Source organism: Paraglaciecola sp., from assembly GCF_051252315.1.
GTDB lineage: Bacteria > Pseudomonadota > Gammaproteobacteria > Enterobacterales > Alteromonadaceae > Paraglaciecola.
This window is the reverse complement of sequence record NZ_JBPOFP010000033.1, coordinates 24835-43574: the sequence shown is the minus strand read 5'-3', so window position 1 is coordinate 43574 and position 18740 is coordinate 24835. Positions and strand designations below refer to the sequence as shown.

13 protein-coding genes are annotated in these 18740 nt (G+C 39.8%); 1 reads left to right on the top strand and 12 read right to left on the bottom strand.

Features of this window, described 5'->3' with window-relative positions; translation table 11 throughout:
• Nucleotides 1-230: hypothetical protein (locus tag ACSHXM_RS08655; protein ID WP_435688356.1), on the bottom strand; the 230-nt coding region annotated here is incomplete at its 3' end.
• An 11-nt stretch (nucleotides 231-241) separates the two neighbouring features.
• Nucleotides 242-2431, bottom strand: a complete 2190-nt coding sequence (locus ACSHXM_RS08650; protein ID WP_435688355.1) for a protein kinase domain-containing protein — start codon at nucleotides 2429-2431, stop codon at nucleotides 242-244.
• A gap of 218 nt (nucleotides 2432-2649) precedes the next feature.
• Between ACSHXM_RS08650 and ACSHXM_RS08645 the strand changes: the two genes are divergently transcribed.
• On the top strand, nucleotides 2650-3441 hold the full coding sequence (locus tag ACSHXM_RS08645) for a PP2C family protein-serine/threonine phosphatase (protein ID WP_435688354.1): 792 nt from the start codon (nucleotides 2650-2652) through the stop codon (nucleotides 3439-3441).
• A gap of 12 nt (nucleotides 3442-3453) precedes the next feature.
• Here ACSHXM_RS08645 and ACSHXM_RS08640 read toward each other — a convergent pair whose 3' ends face one another.
• The 10 genes from ACSHXM_RS08640 to ACSHXM_RS08595 all read right to left on the bottom strand — a co-directional run bounded on the left by ACSHXM_RS08640 (nucleotide 3454) and on the right by ACSHXM_RS08595 (nucleotide 18678).
• On the bottom strand, nucleotides 3454-4248 hold the full coding sequence (locus tag ACSHXM_RS08640; protein WP_435688353.1) for a hypothetical protein: 795 nt from the start codon (nucleotides 4246-4248) through the stop codon (nucleotides 3454-3456).
• Between the two features lie 149 nt (nucleotides 4249-4397).
• Nucleotides 4398-5222, bottom strand: coding sequence for a transglutaminase family protein (locus tag ACSHXM_RS08635; protein WP_435688352.1), 825 nt, complete (start codon nucleotides 5220-5222; stop codon nucleotides 4398-4400).
• Nucleotides 5223-5328: 106 nt separating this feature from the next.
• Complete coding sequence (locus ACSHXM_RS08630; RefSeq protein ID WP_435688351.1) at nucleotides 5329-7035, bottom strand: leucine-rich repeat domain-containing protein; 1707 nt, start codon at nucleotides 7033-7035, stop codon at nucleotides 5329-5331.
• Nucleotides 7036-7104: 69 nt separating this feature from the next.
• Complete coding sequence (locus ACSHXM_RS08625) at nucleotides 7105-7518, bottom strand: PAAR-like domain-containing protein (RefSeq protein ID WP_435688350.1); 414 nt, start codon at nucleotides 7516-7518, stop codon at nucleotides 7105-7107.
• 8 nt (nucleotides 7519-7526) lie between these two features.
• A complete protein-coding gene (locus ACSHXM_RS08620; protein WP_435688349.1) occupies nucleotides 7527-8216 on the bottom strand; it encodes a DUF3540 domain-containing protein in 690 nt (229 codons plus the stop codon).
• A 25-nt stretch (nucleotides 8217-8241) separates the two neighbouring features.
• Nucleotides 8242-10413, bottom strand: a complete 2172-nt coding sequence (locus ACSHXM_RS08615; protein WP_435688348.1) for a pentapeptide repeat-containing protein — start codon at nucleotides 10411-10413, stop codon at nucleotides 8242-8244.
• Nucleotide 10414: 1 nt separating this feature from the next.
• Nucleotides 10415-12934: a DUF2169 domain-containing protein gene (locus ACSHXM_RS08610; protein ID WP_435688347.1), complete on the bottom strand. Its 2520-nt coding sequence runs from the start codon at nucleotides 12932-12934 to the stop codon at nucleotides 10415-10417.
• 75 nt (nucleotides 12935-13009) lie between these two features.
• On the bottom strand, nucleotides 13010-16186 hold the full coding sequence (locus ACSHXM_RS08605; protein WP_435688346.1) for a type VI secretion system Vgr family protein: 3177 nt from the start codon (nucleotides 16184-16186) through the stop codon (nucleotides 13010-13012).
• An 81-nt stretch (nucleotides 16187-16267) separates the two neighbouring features.
• Nucleotides 16268-16774: an Hcp family type VI secretion system effector gene (locus ACSHXM_RS08600; protein WP_435688345.1), complete on the bottom strand. Its 507-nt coding sequence runs from the start codon at nucleotides 16772-16774 to the stop codon at nucleotides 16268-16270.
• A gap of 200 nt (nucleotides 16775-16974) precedes the next feature.
• Entirely contained in the window at nucleotides 16975-18678 is a 1704-nt protein-coding gene (locus tag ACSHXM_RS08595) for a sigma-54-dependent Fis family transcriptional regulator (RefSeq protein ID WP_435688344.1), read from the bottom strand.
• Nucleotides 18679-18740: the final 62 nt, after the last annotated feature.

Here is an 18740-nt window from a genome sequence, read left to right as displayed (position 1 = left end):
GCAATATGGTTACCTGTTTTTGCAGCGACATCTGGGTTATAACGCTGAATAACATTAGCGTACCGAGTGTCTCCTAAATATTTTTCTGCAAGTGAGACATAACTATCGGATTCATCAACTTTTAACACAATAAAATCTTCATTTTCCGCTACGATTGAAGATTTAGTAGTGGCACATCCCACCAGCAATAACACACAAACTAATGCTGAGCTTAAAATTGAATTATTCAAATTAGTTGATCCTATTTTGATTCAGGTTTAATTATTGTTCTGTCAGCATCCAAATCATCTGCGTCACTTTCTACTGTGTTTGTAATTTCTTCTAGAGCTTGTTGTTTTGTAGATGTTTCAGGTTTACCAGCTTTTACTTCTGAAGCTTCTGATGTGTTATCTTTTTCAGAAAGCTCACTGTTTTCTGCACTACCATCCTTTGCTTTGGCCTTGACCTTTCTTGCTCTAGGTTTACGTGGCGCTTTTTTAACAACAGGATTAGCTTCTTTTTCTTTATTTTCTGGTGATTCGTTAGACGATTCTGAATTGACGTCTTCTTCAAGCTCAGCTTTAGGCTCTGTGATCAAACTGCTAGAAATAATAGTCTGATCTTCAGATTGATTCTCCAAATTTGAATCAGATTCTTTCTTCAGTTTAGTTTTTTTAATGTTAATTAAACTACTGGCTATAATAGTCGCATCGGTATTCTCAAGTGCTGAGAGATCTTCTGGCGTGGCTTCAGCTTCAGGTGTAGTCGGCTTTTCAGATTCAACTTCAGGTCCATTAATCTGTGATTGTTCAAGCTTTGCTACTTTAACGCCAGTTTGTTCCAACTCATCTGCAACTGATGTATAACGCTCTTGAACCGAGGTGGCCATGTTATTAAAACAATCGAATACTTCGCCAATCTCATCATTTCGGGTTAATGAAATTCGAGTATCTAGATTACCCGACGCAAAGCTTTTTAATGATTGATTAAGGACTTTAAACGGACGAGCAATTAATCCACCAAATATAAACATTACAACTGCCACAGATGAAGTAGTGATTAATGCCAATATAAACATTAACCAACCAGTAATACTTTTCACTTCATCTAAGCTGTCTTGTGATAAGCCTAATACTATTTCACCTACTTCTGTGCTTTGAAAAAGAATAGGGGTATTGATATTAAACACTTTGTGCCCGTCTTCAGTTTCAGAACTGGTGGTATGCACATCTTCAGTTTCACTGATTAACTCAGCACTTTCATCTGGAGCATACTTTTGACCAACAAGACTTGTGTCACTTGCTCCACGGATGATCCCCACTCTATCTGTCACGATTAAGTATGAAAACGTGTCTCGGCTAGCCGCATCGTTAATAAATGTTTCTAGTGTTATCCAGTCTTCACTCAAAAGTGGAATGGCTGTTTCAGTCGAAATAAACTTGGCAAAGGAAGCACCTGAATCTACGGCCTGTTTAGTCATTGCAGAAGATTGCATATTAAACACAACATTTATGCTAATAAATGACACTAAGGCAACGATAGCGCCCACAGACAAAGTCCAACGAATTTTTAAAGGCAAATATTTTTGTTTTTTCTGCTCGTCTTGTTCGTCACGTAAGGTATTTAATTCTTTACCTAAAGCAGCAGCTAAGTCAGCGCCAGTTTGAAACCTTTTGTCAGGCGATTTTTGTAACAACTTTTGGATAATTTGGCGCACACCAGCAGGTAATTCAGGACGCAATTTTTTAAGCGGCTCTGGTTGTTTTTGAGCAATTTGAATCATAAGTGTGCCCATATTACTTGCATCAAAGGCTTTCATGCCGCTGAGCATTTCATATAGGATTACGCCAACAGAAAACAAATCAGAGCGCCCATCCACCGAATCACCTAAAGCCTGCTCTGGCGACATATAACGAGGTGTGCCTAACACTGAACCTACTTGGGTTTTTTGTGCTTCTTCATTCTCGTTCATGCGGGCGATACCAAAGTCGGCGACTTTAATGGATTCACCATCAGGTAGAACAATTATGTTATCCGGTTTTACATCACGATGAACAATACCCGACTTGTGTGCATAATCGAGAGCTTTAGCAAGCTGCAATCCAATTACGAGCGTTTGTTTTAAAGATAAAATTTTCTTTTTTTGAAGAACCTCACCCAAATCACAACCATCTAATAGTTCCATCATGATATAAGGGGATTTTTCGAGTTTACCTACATCGTAAACTGTCACTATGCTTGAGTGAGATAGAGCTCCTGCAGCTTTTGCTTCTCGCAAAAAACGGGATAAATATTCATCATCAACACAATGATCTTCTTTAAGAATTTTGAAGGCGACAGAACGATTGATTTCAGGATCATATGCTCGATAGACCTTAGCCATCGCACCTTCACCTATCATTTCCTTGATTTCATACCGACCGATGGTTTTATCAAGCATATTATCAGCCATCAACTTTCCTTACTTTATTTTGATTAACCTGCAAGAAAGTCTTCAATTAGGTCAAGAATTAATGCAATATTTGAACATCAGTTTACATACAATAATACCAGCAAGCAAAAAACATTTGTGGCAGGACTGGATTGGATTATGTATCTGAACAGGCTAGTCCTGAACAAAGATTTAAGTGGTAATTCAGCCGCCTTTAGACTCGAATGGAACACATAAAGATGCAAAATTTCACATGGAAATCAATTGGAAAAACTGATGTTGGTACTGTTCGCAAAGTAAATGAAGACAATTTCTTGGATGCACCACAAGTCAAAATGTGGTGTGTTGCTGATGGCATGGGTGGCCACGCAAAAGGTGACGTGGCAAGTAAAATGATTGTTGATTATTTAGAGTGCCTGGCAACACCCGATCACTACCCTCTAAATGCAGCACAAATCAAAGAGCGCCTGTGTGCTGTGAACGACAGATTAGTTGATATGGCAATCGAACAAAACGCAGTGATTGGCAGCACAGTGGTTGTGCTCATTTTTGATGACAATCAGGCACATTGCATCTGGGCTGGCGACAGTCGTATATATCGCTTAAGGCATAATCAGCTTACACGAGTCACCACGGATCACAGTCAAGTAGAAGAAATGGTTCAAGCTGGCCTTTTATCGCCAGAAGAAGCTGAAAATCACCCTAAAGCCAATGTTATTACTCGTGCAGTGGGCGCCAGTGAGATACTCAATTTGGATGTGGTAAGTGATACGTTACAAGCTGGCGATAAATATTTTTTATGTAGCGATGGTTTAAATAAAGTCATGGAAGACAATGAAATAGAAGAGTCGTTAAACAACATCCCTTTACACTCTATTACTCAAGTCATGATAGACCGATCTCTTGAAAGGATGGCCAGAGATAATGTGACAGTCATAGTAGTAGAAGATCAACAAGGTAGTTCATCTAATGTCACCACAAATTACTTGGATAGTACTTTGCCTTTAGATGATACCTTGCCGTTAAATTAAGATTAGACCCACCTAACTTAGTGTAATAATGGTAACGTCTGCTTGGTCGGTCCCTGGATGGCCGCCAAACATAATTTTCTGCGGAAACCCCTTCACTTTGACGTAATAAGATTGCTCTGATGAAATCTTATTTTGTAATGCACAAGCAGTGAATTCATCATCACCTATCTCTGCTTTTATACCTGACGAAGGATATTCGTTGACGGCTTTTTCTGGTAACTGCCCTCTGTCTCCCACGGCTTGAAAGGTAATTTCACAATCTTCACCCGTAATACCAAACATAGCCCCCACCCATTCAGCTTCACCTACTGCAGGCCCGACTTCAAACCATTGGCCAATCGCTGAATGCGCAATAATAGTCGAATGAATATCGGTCTTTGCAGTGGCTTGTGGAGCACCATAAGCAGCCGCTACAACTTTAGCAGCCCAACCTGCTGCATTATTTAACACTTCGCCACCTTGCAAAAGCGTAGGCAACTGAGGCAGCTCGGTACCTTCAATATTCTGAACAAACATTTTTAAAGCTGGGTTATGGAAATCCAAGAAAGAGCAACTAACCGATAATCCATAGGTTAAACGGGCATTAGTAAAATCTTCAGAGCGACCACACACTAACCACAAATCTGGGCAACCTTCTCCAGATAACATCTCAGTTAGCTCTGTCCACGCACACTTTTCTAAATCATCAATCCAAGGGGCACCTGATACTTCCAACCCAACCATTTGCAAATCTTTAATAGTTTGCTGTAACTCTGCTTCGTTTTCTTTATCAGGTAACCATGTTACCCATATTTTTTTACCTGCCATCGAGGGCGCTCCCTGTTGGTTGTTAACTCTGTCATCCTTGCATTTATATACAAGGGAATATGCCTATCTTTACTTACAATCGGTATCTGTGTCGAACTTTATCTTCAAAACCAATAAACTCATACAAATAAAGTTAGGTTTTTATGATATTAGACTTTCTTTTCTATTGTCACAGATACGTTAATTCGTTGCCTATTAGCTTCATCTAAAATTCCTTTGAGTGGGATAACATCTACATAATCTCTACCCCAACCGACAGAAATATAGTTTTCGTCTGCCCACTGATTATTCGTTGGATCAAAATCACGCCAGCCCTCATTCGGTATAAACACAGAGACCCAAGCATGTGAGGCACTTTGCCTAACAAGGTTCTCTTCACAGGGATTACAATACAAATATCCACTGACATAACGAGCCGCAATATTGTGAGCCTGCAACACCGCAATACATAATCTAGTGAAATCCTGGCACACACCGCGGCGTAATTTGTATAACTCAAGCAAAGACGTATCGATCTTTGTTGCGGATACGTCATATACGAACCCCTTAAAAACACGCGACATTAACATTTCAATTTTTTCTGGCAAACGTTTCTTTAGAGCAAAAATATCACCCGCAAATTTACATGATTCAACTAGAATATTGTTTAACTCAGCGATATCAAATAACTCATTCCATGAAGGTTCATGAGGTGCAGATTTAATTGGCTGCTGTAAACCATTAATAGTCACTTCACTCATCGCACTCACTTCCACTTTTTGCAAAGCACGATGAAATTGTAATTGTTGTTGAACATTACCAAAAATATCTACTTTTTCTAAACGGACTCTAGCGCTAGGCACACAGGTTATTTTGTGAAAGCCAAGTGTTTGATTAATATTCTGTATAGGTTTTAGGCAGGTTAATAAAGTTAAGCCGAGTGCGGGTTCATCAAAACGGTATTGGGTATTGTGGACTATTTGATATTTCGGCATAGTTAAAATTTGTCTCTGTAAATAGCGCTTTATAAATCTTAATTTATGATTACTAGAGCATTATTTAACAGCAATCTGCATTATCAAATACCGTAATTTGTTTAAACTACTTTAAGCGGAACTCAAATAAAAATGGCACCGGAAATTTCGCAGCTCTGAAAATAGTATTAAGTGGCATTGTATAGGAACAAGCCTCTTGCACTTTTTTATTAATAATTTCATTTATTTCACACCGATTTAGATCGGTAAATAATGCGTCATTTAAATACAAAATAAATTTATTTTTGTGCATACCAACCACATCGCAAATAGGTTTCGAGTCTTTCGTATCAGTAACAATAGCGATTTCCGGAATTTTTGTTAAGCCAAACTGTTTGCACGCCAACTCAACACACTCTACTAAGAATTGTTTTTTTAATAAGTCACATTCAGATAATCGGCGAAGTTTATAAAGATGAAAAAGACGATAACGATAACTAACCAAAAATAATAAAACACTCCCCAAGCTATAATAAAATGGGAAGAGCACAAAATTAAAAATATCCTTTGAAGACGACCCAATCGATGCAAAAACAGCCAAAAACAATAAAATGGGCAGCACTTTTAAATACCCTATCAAATAAACTTTATTGAAACCTATTAATTTAAACAAATTATGCAAAGGCGCTGTATTACTCCAAGGTGTGAATACATTCTGTTCCTGCATCGCCCTATCGATTTGAGCTTCGTAAAAAGATTGAGCACCTGAGCTTTCTTCCCAGCTAACTTCAACGCTGTCGTTTAACGCTAAAAAATCCCTATCAAATTTTTTGGCTTTATTTCCAGAAATGTCTAATTTTTGTAGCGTTTGGCAATCCTTAAAAGCGGCCTTAGAAATAGACACCACGTTATTAATTTGATTATCGCTAAGGTCCAGCTCTATTAACGCCTGTAAATGAGAAAAATCATTAGCGCCAATATGATGAATACAATTTTGTGACAAGTTCAAAGTGTTCAATTGAGCTAATTTTTGAAAACAGTTGGCATTCAATTTTTCTAACCGATTAGCCTTCATGTTTAGTATCTTCAATCCCGAAAGCCCATCAAAATGATTACTTTCTAAAACCATACTCAATTTACAATAACTTAAATTGAGTGACACTAACCCAGATAAAGATGAAAAAGTATCCGGTTTAAAAGAGCTCAAATACGTATTGTTTAATTCCAGCTCACGCAAATCTCTTTGGTTAACAAAAACCCTATCAGGCAAACTGTTGTTAATCGGATTGTGGGACAATCGCAATACTGTTAACGACTCTAATTTAGAAAATATATTTTCATTTAATATTGATAGCTGATTGTGTTGTAAATTCAACGTTTCTAACTTAGTCAAGCTAGAAAAATGCTCAGCTGTCAAATTAGTAATATTTGTATATGTAAGAGTCAGGCTTTTAAGCGAACTTAATCCATTAAAAACGTTAGGCTCTAAACAATCCAAATCACACCCACTTATAGTGAGTTCTTGCAAGTTACTTAGATGTTTGAAAGCATCTACGTTAATGTTTTTTAGTTTTGTAGCCCTAATGGTCAACTTAGTTAAATGACCGAAATTTTTAAAAGAATTATGATCGAGCTCTTTAAGAGTTAGGCCTAAGTTTTTTGGATCGTCAGAAGTAAAACGAGAAAAATCTACTTTTAGATGGGTCTTCCATTCCAACTTGGTCTTTTCTACTAGTCCATCGTCATCAGAATAAATACTTTTAAGAATACAACCAAAAGCACCCCGGTTATTTAGATCAACCATTTGAATTGTTGTTTTATCATTTGCAGACAAGGCTATGTCCCTAAAAATTAATTTATTAATACTTTGGATTTCATTACAAACCCAAAATCCTTAACCTAGTTAACCGCTGACTAAAACAGTTGTTTGGGACGGTACTGAATGAATACCGGCAGGAGCATTTGGATTAGAGCCGTTTTGACCAATAGTACAGGTTTGATATACAACATTTTTACCTTCTATTTTAACCTTTTGGCTAAATGTTTTGGCCTTAGCTGGCCCTTTTATCATACCTGAGACAACTCCACCAATCGATCCAGCTTCATCACCCGATGTCATAGTAATTATGGTGTCTTTAGAAACAACAGCCTGGTTCAAAACTTTCACTTTTTTACTGCAGGTACCGGGGTTAGCTTGGGTAAATGAAGCTATATTGGGATAAGGAATAGGGATTGGTGGCGCGGGTGGTGCAGGTGTTTTACACACGTCTGGCATCGCGTTGCTCATTCCGCCACCTTTTGTACTAATACCAAACATAACTGTTCCTACCCTAAATTAATCTTGTCGCCATCGATACGCACATCTTTGTCAGCCTTTTGATTAATACTTTCGCTTTTAAGATGATAAGAACCTTTTACCAAAGTCCGCATACGGCCGGCTTTCAACTGATTTAAATTATCTACTTGTCGATACACGTTTTTCGCTTTTTCAATCAAGCGCCCAACAGTAGTATTCAATTTGCCCAAAAACAATTTAGTTTGCGCAATACTCGCACCCAATCGTAATCCCTGATAAGAAGCGTCAACAATATTAAACTCTCCTTTGGCTGTTTCTAGTGCAAACTGTGGACTGTTTAACTCAATATTCTTCGCTGCCTGTAAACAAATACTACCTTGCTCACTACGTAAGTCTAAATCACCTTCTGGTACGCTCAGTATTGTTTTACCACTGGCTTCATCCTGCTCAATACTAAAGCGTTGATGCGGCACAGCTTGCGCCGGAAAATGACCAATAATGTAGCCACCGTCTACATTCTCACCCGCTACCAATACCCTATCACCAACTTGCGGTAATGGCATGTTCCCCATGGCAAAACATACCCATAGTTCGAACACGCGCTTGTCTTGCGACAACTTGACCAATATTTGATTCGAATCAACAACCTGTTCGACTTCTGCAACTCGAATATAGTTATCAAGACCTTGCAAGGCCTGCGGTGAAATAGCACTAATCATAGTAACCTTCCTTCCAAAGTTTTTATCATGCTGGCATTTCCCAGCGTTGTGCCTCAGCCAAATCCTTGTTGGTTTTTCGCACGTTCTTTAAGTTTGTACCACGCCAATTGGCGCCACTGTCATCAATACAGTGCTGGTTCATACCTGTCATATCGGCACCAGAAAAATCAGCATTAATCAAACGGCTACCAGAAAAGTCAGCATATTGGCCAGTCGCGTTACAAAACTTGCTACCCGCACATTCTGCATCGGTAAACATGCCTTCAGTGATACACGCCTCACTAAAGTCAGCTAAGGCCAAACAAGATTCAATAAAACAGGCCGTAGTGAAGTTACCGTTATTCAATACCGCCCCGGTTAGATTTGCTTGCATAAAATTCACTGCTACAGCCTCAACATTTCTTAACGCAGCCGACTTCAAACTTGCGCCACCAAAATCACAGCGATCTAGCCTAGAACCATCTAGTCTAGCCTGATCGAGCTTACATTTAGAAAAATTACTGTCGCTAAATTCACTGGAGTGTAAATCATACTCTGTTAAGTCGAGATTAGAAAAATCACACCTAATGTAGGTGCCACCAGACAAACGACAACTTTTAAAAGATGTACTGGCAAACGAAACACTTTGACAACGAACCTGATTAAAATCTGTTTGTTCTGACTTTGCTTCATCAAAAGATGTTCGTTCTATCACAGCGTTTTGAAAGCTTAGTCGGACTAAGTTACTTTTAGAAAAATCTGCGGTAACAAGCAGAGACTCATGAAAATCGGAGTTATGAATTTCACTAGACTGAAAGCTGGCATCTGTAAGGTCTGCATTATTAAACGTACAATAATCAAACTTACCTGCCGTTGCGTCCAATTTTTGTAAATTCAAATTGGAAAAATTAACGTCTTTAGCTTGTATATCAATCATACTCGCCTCAGAAAACTTACTGCTCGTAACCTTGACCCTGATAAATTGGCACTCACTAAAATCAGCATCGGTGCAATCAGCTCTTACTAACAAAGCATCACTGAGGTCGCTGTTCGAAAAATCGGTACCTTTACAATTACAATCACTTAAGTCTACACCTACTAATGAAGTATCAGACATATCAGCATGACTTAGATTCGCACCAACTAATCGAGTAGAAGATAAATCTCTACCAGAAAAATTTACGTGCGATAGATTTGCGCCAGATAAATCAGCTTGCTGTAAATCCGCATTAGAAAAATCAGCCATTTCAAAATTGGTATCGAGCAATGTAATTGAAGTCAGCAAAGCCGCATCTAACTTAGCCCCATACAAACAGGCTCTACTTAAATTAACGCCATCCATTTGTGCTTGATAGAAATTAGCATGACTTAAATCAACACCAGCCAAGTCTGCTCCTCGAAGGTCTGCATGACTTAAATCACAGCGCTCTAAACGACATGCTTTTAGATCCATTCCCGCTAAATTGAGACCGGCCAAAGATTGACCACTATAATTTCCTTGTAGGTTGCCAGCACTGCGTAAATCTAGATTACTTGCCTTCACATTAGACAATTCTGCACCGGTAAAATCCGGAGCTAATGGTTGAATCGCAACCAACGACACCTCAACTAATTTTGCGTTTTTAAAAGTAGAATCGTGCACACTACTATTATTTAATTTAGTGTTTGTGACGACACAATCGTTGAAATTTACGTCATCAAATATGCAATGACTCAAGTTACTTTCTACAATATCAGCGTCTTTAAAGTTTGCGCCTTTTAGGCTACATTTTTCAATATTTGTAGACAATAATTCAACATTATTAAAATTTGCATTAGTTAAGTCTAGACTCGCTATAATGCAATCTTCTAGTTTCGACTGGCTAAAATTGGCTCCAATTGCACAAACGAGCGTGTGCTCATGTTCTGCTTCATCATTTTTTATTAAAGCTTCTGTTTTCTCTTTATTTTCTAACAGCTTTTGGTTATTCAAGATGACTTGGGATAAATTTGCTTGGCTAAAATCCGTATTATCCAATATGCAATTAAACAAACTACAACCTTGAAGGTTTGCCTTACTGAAATTGGCAAAACTTAGATCAACATCGACAAACATGATGCCAGATAAGTCCAGTCCAGATAAGTCGGCCCCAGAAAGGCTAACACTAAATACAATATTGTTTTCAGGCTGAACACCATTTTGCAATAATCGAAGAAAATGCTTGGCTATATCATCCATTTTATCTCACCATGCCTAATTCAATCTTAGTTTGTTTAATATTAGCACCCTTTAGATTGGTGTCTTGTAGATTAGCCTGATGAAACTCAGCCCCGTACAAGTTAGACATACTTAAATCGGCTCGAGAAAGTTTAGTTTTTGCAAAACTCGCCTGAAATAAATTCACCCCAGATAATTTACTATCACTTAAATTTGCTTTAGCAAACTCAGCCATCTTTAAATTACAGTGCTCAAATCTAGCCATAGTAAGATCAGTCTGACTAAAATCAGCACTGTGTAATTCAACGTTTAAAAATATCGAATTAGCTAAAATACTGTCAGAAAACATGCCGTTGTTTGCATTGCCACCACTCAACTTTGCACCCGTGAAATCACTTTGCTCGCCTGCTCGTACATTATGCAGAATACATTCCTCGAAATGTATACCGTGTGCGTCAACTGACTCTAATACTGAATCGGTCAAATCAGAGTTTTCAAAGCTAGCCAAACTTAACCTAGCTAGCCCATAATTAGTTTGGCTTAAGTTACTATTACTGAAGAAACTTTCTCTTAAGTTACTTTGAATAAAACTAGCACCTACGGCCGTCACAGCCTCATACCGACAGTGCGATAAGTCGGCTTTTTCAAATAAACTGTTTTCTAATAATGTTTCATTGAACAAGCTACCAGCCAATACACTCTGACTAAAGTCAGCCCCCGTAAGGTTGGCAAGAGTAAAATTCGCTTTGACTAACTTTACTTTCTGAAATAACGCCTCTATCGCAGAAATCTCAGTGAAATTCGCTTTATTTCCTGAAACACTGGTTAAAATCGCATGATCAAAAATTGCGCCTTGCGCATTGGCTCCAGTTAAATTAGCTTTACTAAGATCGGCTGAAGTAAAGTTACTGCCACTGATATTGGCGCCAGTCAAATCTGCCCCCGCTAAATCAGCTTCTTTAAAATCTCGGTTAGACAAATCTCGATGAGATAAATTAGAGCCGCTCAGGTCACCCTTTTCAAGGTCTTCCTCGGTGACCTCTGGTGATGGTATTTCAATCAATTCTGGTTCATTTGGTTTGGATTCAGTGGCTGCGCTTTCTGCACCGAATACGTTAGGAAAATTGAGCGCATCCGGGTCATGCCCATGAGCCGTTAATAACTCTTTAAAGTCTTGGTGACTTTTGGCAATGACAGCTTCACCTTGGGATGCATCTAAGTTATACGTAGTCGTTAATTTATTTAAAAATGCCATTGGGTCCATACCCACTCCCACATTGTCAACTAACTCGGTAGGCATTCCTGCTTTTTGCATTTGCTTTTTAATCGCTGCAAATTGTTCCTCAAATAGTTTATCGAGATCTGAATCAGAATCGTCTACAGCTATGTTATCTTCTGCTGTCGCTGTTAGCTCTACTTCTGGTTGTTCAATAGGTAAATCTACGCCGTCTTTATCTTCAAACTTCTCCAATTTATGTTCTTCGTCGGGAGCGGCGATATCAGCTTGGAAAGTATCAAAATAGTAAGACTGAGGTTGTTGAGGCGCGTCCATATTTTCAACATACAAACAAGCATGGTTTATTTCTTCAAACTCATCACTTTGCACACCCACTACACCGCGCCATACTAAATTAACCTGTTGCTTCTCCATATCAACATGCAGTGTATCAATGCGCAATGTGACTTCCTGAAAAAAAGCATTTCCATCTAATTCACCATGTAAAAATAACCTTGGGCGTAACTCAGGTAACTGGCTGCTAAATTGCGGCAGTTCAGGGCGCAAATTTGCGAAATAGAGAGTTTCATCTCCGGATAAATAGGCGACCTGTTGATCTTGAGGCGCAGTATTAAAATACCCCCAGTCAAAATCTTTGGGAAAATATGGAAAATGTTGTTTCAACCATTTGTCATCATAGGTACCTTTTACGGGTGTTTTGTCTGCCCAATTATCTTTTAAAGGGCCAAATCCTGCTGGGGTAGATTTTTGCGAAGGAGATGACACAAAACTATTCACATGTTCTACATTGGGTAAGGGTTGTAATTCCTCCCCTTGTTTGGTCGTAACTTTATTTATACCTTTACCAACAGGGTTACCACTAAACTGGCTACCACCAAATGCATTTTCATAAATCAATGGGATGGCGTTTTTTTCAGCACCAAAAGGTTCAGGTGCTGTCGCGCTGCCCCATCTCCAGAATCGGTCGTTAAACGTTGCCAACGACTTAGACCACTCACCAACACCAAATGTGACCGTACAACCAGCCTGTCCAAGTTGAGGGTAAGCTAAACCACTCAGAGTTAAATCAGCTTTAGGTTTATATATAATTAGATCATTGGCATAACTTAAACTAGCAGCAGGATCATCTCCTACGTACAAATCTCCCATAACAGCACTTGCATCTGGGTCCTCAGTAAAAACCGACTTTTCATTGGCGACCAAATCAAAACAGCCTTTCACAATTAATGTCAAACTGTGCTGGGGCGATTGCAACATGCCAGGCATCCAGGCCAGTTTAAATTGAGTGTTGTTTACCTGTTGCAAAATAATGCCCTTTTACTTATTTGCCTTAATGTCAGCTCAGCGCCAAAAACACTGAATTTTTTAATAATAACGTTTTTAGCCATTAGTAACGTTTGGCCCTTTAACAACTCCCTTCGCAGTAATTTTCCCATCAAATTTTGCCTCTTTCGCAGCAACTTCAAACTCTCCCGCCGCCATTAAACTGATATCCTTTGGTGACTGATGGGTTATGACATCAGAAGCGAAAGTTGCCAAGCCACCTTCTGCCGCAGACATAAGCATTGCCCCACCTTTATCAGGTTGTTCGAGTGGAGCACCAAGGTCTTTAGTTTTTGAATCATCAACCGCGCCTCCAATCCACTTATCTTCCATATCTGTTCCATAAGCTTTACTCGCTGTGACAAAAACATCTTTTCCACTGCGTACATCCACTCTGTCAGTTGCATTAAGGTTTATGTATTTAGGAAAAACTCTACCTACTTCAATATTTTCAAGAGGATCTGTAGCGTCTCTTGGATTTTTAGGGGGCTTATAAGTGTCTTTACCTTGTGGTAATTGCCCAACACCAAAAGTTTTACCATTGATAAATACCCCTTCAGCATTTATTACGATTGAACTACCGTCACATCCAAGTACCAGACCATCATCACCAATGGCAATAAACCCTTCTGTGCCGATATTTTTAGCCAGCTCGGCTTTTTCATGTTTCATTTTTAAAAGCGCATAGGTGTGCGTGGCAGCCATTGCGGCAACTGAAGTCCCTAAAGATGTATATAATGCAACTTTACCAGCAGTCGTTTGACCATCTGTATCTAAAGCAAGATTGACGGGGATAGTTCCCACATTTGCAGCTACAGCGGCAGTGCCAGCCACCATGCCAACCCAACCTGCCCTAGTAGCCGATTTATCAGTGGCATCATTCCACTTACTAGCTCTAAGCAATATGCTTTCAGCTTGTTGAGTGAAAGCCCCTTGCACGCCTGAATATTTTTCAGCTTTGTTAACACTAAATTCATAACCACGTGTAATGCTAACCGTGCCGGCGACTGTATATGAAGTTTTAAATCCTGCAAAAAAACCGAAATCAAATCCTAAAGTAGCTTTACTCACGCCGGTTACATTGGCAGAGGCTTTAAACCCCAATTCAGCCGTATAACTCATACCAAAACGATATTTGAACGATTCTCCATCGGTTATGGAGAAATTATTTTTATCAGTTTTTTGTACATAATCACCATCAGTCCACATTACCATGCCTGATTTTTCGGAAAAATCTGCATTAGGACTGGCTGGTGACGCACCAAATCTCATATAACTGTCTTTACCTGTTTCATAGTCGTTGACGGCTATTTTCATCCATTTGTCACTGCTACTTTCACTCTCGGAAATAATGGAATCACCTTCGGATAATTCATTCGAACCATCTAAGCCAGCTGCACCAGTAGCACCAGTAGCACCAGTAGCACCATCTGCGCCATCTGCGCCATCTGCGCCATCTGCGCCATCTGCGCCATCTGCGCCATCGACACCATCTGCGCCATCTGCGCCATCTGCGCCATCTGCGCCATCTGCGCCATCTGCGCCATCGACACCATCTGCGCCATCTGCGCCATCTGCGCCATCTGCGCCATCTGCGCCATCTGCGCCATCTGCGCCATCTGCGCCATCTTTGCCATTCCTAGGGCCATGTTGTTGTTGAGTAATGAGCTCACTATTTTCACTTGCCACCATATAACGTGTGTGCTGCTGCTCGGTACTACCACTATCTTCAGAGCCACTACCTTGACCATCCTGCATTTCTATAACGATATTACCGGGGGTTTTAATTTTATTTATGGTGCTATTTTCAGATGTCACTACACTTTTATTCAATGGGTTCGGGACAACACCGGTAATGATAGGCCTATCTGGGTCACCGTCGATACAAGTCCAAATCACTTCTGCACCTTTTAATAAAGGAAAGTGCATACCAGTGCCTTGGCCACCGTAACTCTCTGCTTTACGCACCCAACGACTGGCTTTACCTTCTGCCGTGCCACTTAAGTCAAATGGCATAATCAGCTTATATCGTCCTTGGTCATCTATTTGCGCTCTATCAGTGTCTAACGCACCATCAATCGTGCCATTTAATATGCCATACAGTTTAGGTTTGGGCGTTTTAAGCGCGGGGCGGTATTCCACATCCGACGGGAGCACTTCAAAATTGTTTTGATAAGCTATCGCTTCACTTGAATTAGTTTCACCAGACATACCTGGTATCGCTTGCCCTCCTTGATGGTGGATGCGAGTAATTAAATACTCTCCATTCAGATCCTCTCGAAAGTGATCTTGCATCTCAAATAACTTACCCGCTTGAAAAAGGATGGCATCGGATGTTCCTGTACAGGTTTTTAATTGACACAATTCAACTTGAGCACGAATGTTGGCCAGCTTATCGCCTTCCATTGGGTCTTTAAAATGATCACCGTAATCACATACTCGACCATATCCCAAGTCACTGGTTTCAGCGTCACCTTGTAGTGGTATATGGGGTTGTCGGTAGTTAAAATCTTTGAGAATAATCTGACTAGTAATTTGTTTTTGTTTGAGACGAAAACGATGAATGGCTTCATCTTCAAAGGCCGCCAAGCCTGATGCTGGCACGTAAGGCACGGTGTTTTCTTCAAGCACAGTATCTAGGTTACTTTTGTTATCACACAAGACCAGCTTGTCGCGCTCACCATCGTGATCAAAATAATAATAAATACCTTCATGCTCCATTAAACGAGAAATGAAGTTTAAATCTGATTCTTTGTACTGTACGACATACTCACGAATGGGATACGTAGCTGTTAAACGTAAATCGATGTCGTCTGAGGCAATGCCTCCTGAAAACTCACTCTCATTAATTTCATGAGTGACGATTTCTGGAACGGGCATTTCCTGATAAATTTGGTTTTGTCTAGATAAGGATAAAAGGTGTAGACGAGGCACCAATACGGCCTGATAACTGTAGTGGTTAAATTGTACTTCTTCGCCTTGCTCCATGCTGAGGATCACGCCATGGATTTGGCGGACATTTTCATCACGACCAAACTTCAGCGTCGCGGTTTTACCTACTAATAAAGTGAGATCTATTTCAGATTCATCTGAAATCAAATCAAGGTCAAATCGAAAAGGTTCAGATATCGCTTCTACACCCTCAAAGCCAGTAACATCAAACAAATCTGACTTATAGTGAGCTTTAAACTCATCAGAGGTAAATGTTACTTCTACTCGTTGCTTTAGGGACATGTCGGCCTTCCTTTTCTATGCTAAAACCAAAAAAAAGGGCAATATAACAAATGTTATATATGCCCGATATTACAGCTGAATTTAGACATTCCAGCTATCTGTGCCAGACGTACCTGCCACTTCATGTGTCCATGTGATTTCTTTATAAGAAAATGACACATCTTCCATGTGAGTGAAACAGCTATTTGCTGGCTCTAAACAATTTGGCATGTGCGTTTTAATAGAGGTGATTGTCGCTTCTTTGGCTTCAATCGTGAAATAGTGCTCTTGCTCACCGGTAGGCGCGGTACGGAAGAATTTCAACACAACCGATGTTAATTGCTCACCAGTAGACAAGGCTTGATACATCAAAGGTGAACTTTTATCGAATATTTTAGTAATAGTGAAACCTTCGTGTACACGTTGACCAGAAGGTTGTCCACTTTGCGGATCTTTTGGCACCATGATATCGCCAACAAACGATTGCACTAAAATTTCGTCTTCGTGTGATCCTTTTGACATTGAACCGATGCTATCGGGAGAGCATGCACCACCTGAAATATCTCCTTGGGTGCTTCCTTCAATCGTCATATAAGCTGGAACTGGCATAATTATTCTCCGTTAAAATTAAAAAAGTTAGGTACTTGGTTTAGGTACTTCCACGCTAGGTATATCAAGTTCGGTGCCAACATTCAGAAAAAAACCAAACCATTGAATTATATGGAGAAATTTATTTCACGTTATTTCGGAGTGTATTTTTACCCAAATAAGTGCGCAGGAAAGTGCGCACTTATTAACAAGGTGTGCAATTAATTACCTGTGGAGTAACTACGTTTTTGTATTGAATTTGAGTCTTCGATACGTGCATTTTTAGTAGACAAACTTTGGGCTGTACTTCGAATGTCATATCGGTCTAATTTATTGAGTAATGCCCTACGAGATATACCTAAACTTTCTGCTGTTTTGGTTTGATTGCCAGCAAACTCATTTAGACGCCGTGAAATGATCATGGCTTCGTAACGCCCAGTCACTAGCTTTAAGCATCCTGCTTCACCAAGTGCCAATGCACTATTTTCAATTTTTTCACTCGATTGCTGTATTTCCATTGGTAAGTGTTCTGGAAGTATTGCACTGTGATCTTCACACAATAAAACGGCTCTTTCGATGACGTTTCGCATTTCTCGAATATTGCCAGGAAAGTCATAACACATGATTTTATCCATCGAAGCGGGGGAAAACAAAGACACGTCTTTATTATATTGCTTAGCAAATTGTTCGAGCATGTACGCAATCAATGCTGGCACATCCTCCTTTCGGTCACGTAGTGGCGGCAACTCGATTGGAAATACGTTTAAGCGGTAATATAAATCTTCACGAAATTCGTTACGTTTTATTTTCTCTGGCAAATCATGATGTGTCGCAGCAATAATACGAATATCGACTTTAATAGCGTTTAATGCGCCTAGTGGACGCACTTCTCGTTCTTGGAGTACCCGTAATAACTTGGCTTGCAAACCAATGGGCATGTCCCCTATTTCGTCAAGAAATAATGTCCCGCCATTTGCATGTTCAATCAGGCCTTTTTTGTCGCTCATCGCCCCGCTAAAGGCCCCCTTTTTATAACCAAATAATTCACCTTCTAGTAAATTTTCTGGCAGGGTTGCACAATTTTGCGCGACAAATTGCTGAGTTTTTCTGACACCGTTAAAATGAATCGATTTGGCAACTAACTCTTTACCTGTGCCGGTTTCACCTGTCACTAAAACGGTTGCGCTAGAGTTGATTACTTTTGCCATCAAATCGAACACCAGCTTCATTGATTTGGAGTCACCAATAATGTCACTAAATGGGTGAGTTTCCATACTTTGGCGTAACTGCTGATTCTCTTGGACTAGTTCTCGGTTCGTTTCATCCATCAATTGAATAAGCTGTTCGTTACGTTCAATCAACTGTAAGGTATTGAGTGTCACCGCGGCTTGTGAGGCAAATGCAGCGACAATACTCTCCATCGCCTGTGGAAAAGGTTTTAATTTACCTTTATCGTCTTGCCGATTGGTTAACTGTAGCACCCCGATGGTTTCATCTAGGTGATTTCGAAATGGCACTGTCATCATAGAGCAAGTGCGAAAACTATTGGCTTTGTCGTAATCATAATAGCCAGCCAATTCGAAGCCGCTATATTGGTAGGCATCATCAATATTCACAATGTTACCGCTGAAGGCACAATAAGCAATTACATCTTCGATGTTACGTCGCCTATGGCTAAACAATTCTACGGGTTTTAAACTTTGGTACTCTTGTTCTAAAGCTGAATTTTGGCTTACAGATTGATACAAGTAACGCTTGGTTTTATCCAAAATGAAAATGCGACCTACCTGTGCCCCCGTCAACTTACACGCGGACTCAACAATCAACGAAAATAATCGATTGGTATCATGCTCAGTAGCAAGCATGGTGGTGACCCTTAATAGGTCTTCCACCATTGCCACTGGGTTTTTATGATCTGATAACATGAGTACTCAACTTGGATTCCTTATCACAGTTTTATATTGACTCACCGCGGGTAACGTCAAGG

Excerpts from the sequence above, each read along its gene's own strand:
- ACSHXM_RS08650 (WP_435688355.1), bottom strand. The coding sequence starts at position 2,431 with ATGGCTGATAATATGCTTGATAAAACCATCGGTCGGTATGAAATCAAG.
- ACSHXM_RS08645 (WP_435688354.1), top strand. The coding sequence starts at position 2,650 with ATGCAAAATTTCACATGGAAATCAATTGGAAAAACTGATGTTGGTACT.
- ACSHXM_RS08640 (WP_435688353.1), bottom strand. The coding sequence starts at position 4,248 with ATGGCAGGTAAAAAAATATGGGTAACATGGTTACCTGATAAAGAAAAC.
- ACSHXM_RS08635 (WP_435688352.1), bottom strand. The coding sequence starts at position 5,222 with ATGCCGAAATATCAAATAGTCCACAATACCCAATACCGTTTTGATGAA.
- ACSHXM_RS08625 (WP_435688350.1), bottom strand. The coding sequence starts at position 7,518 with ATGTTTGGTATTAGTACAAAAGGTGGCGGAATGAGCAACGCGATGCCA.
- ACSHXM_RS08620 (WP_435688349.1), bottom strand. The coding sequence starts at position 8,216 with ATGATTAGTGCTATTTCACCGCAGGCCTTGCAAGGTCTTGATAACTAT.
- ACSHXM_RS08615 (WP_435688348.1), bottom strand. The coding sequence starts at position 10,413 with ATGGATGATATAGCCAAGCATTTTCTTCGATTATTGCAAAATGGTGTT.
- ACSHXM_RS08605 (WP_435688346.1), bottom strand. The coding sequence starts at position 16,186 with ATGTCCCTAAAGCAACGAGTAGAAGTAACATTTACCTCTGATGAGTTT.
- ACSHXM_RS08600 (WP_435688345.1), bottom strand. The coding sequence starts at position 16,774 with ATGCCAGTTCCAGCTTATATGACGATTGAAGGAAGCACCCAAGGAGAT.
- ACSHXM_RS08595 (WP_435688344.1), bottom strand. The coding sequence starts at position 18,678 with ATGTTATCAGATCATAAAAACCCAGTGGCAATGGTGGAAGACCTATTA.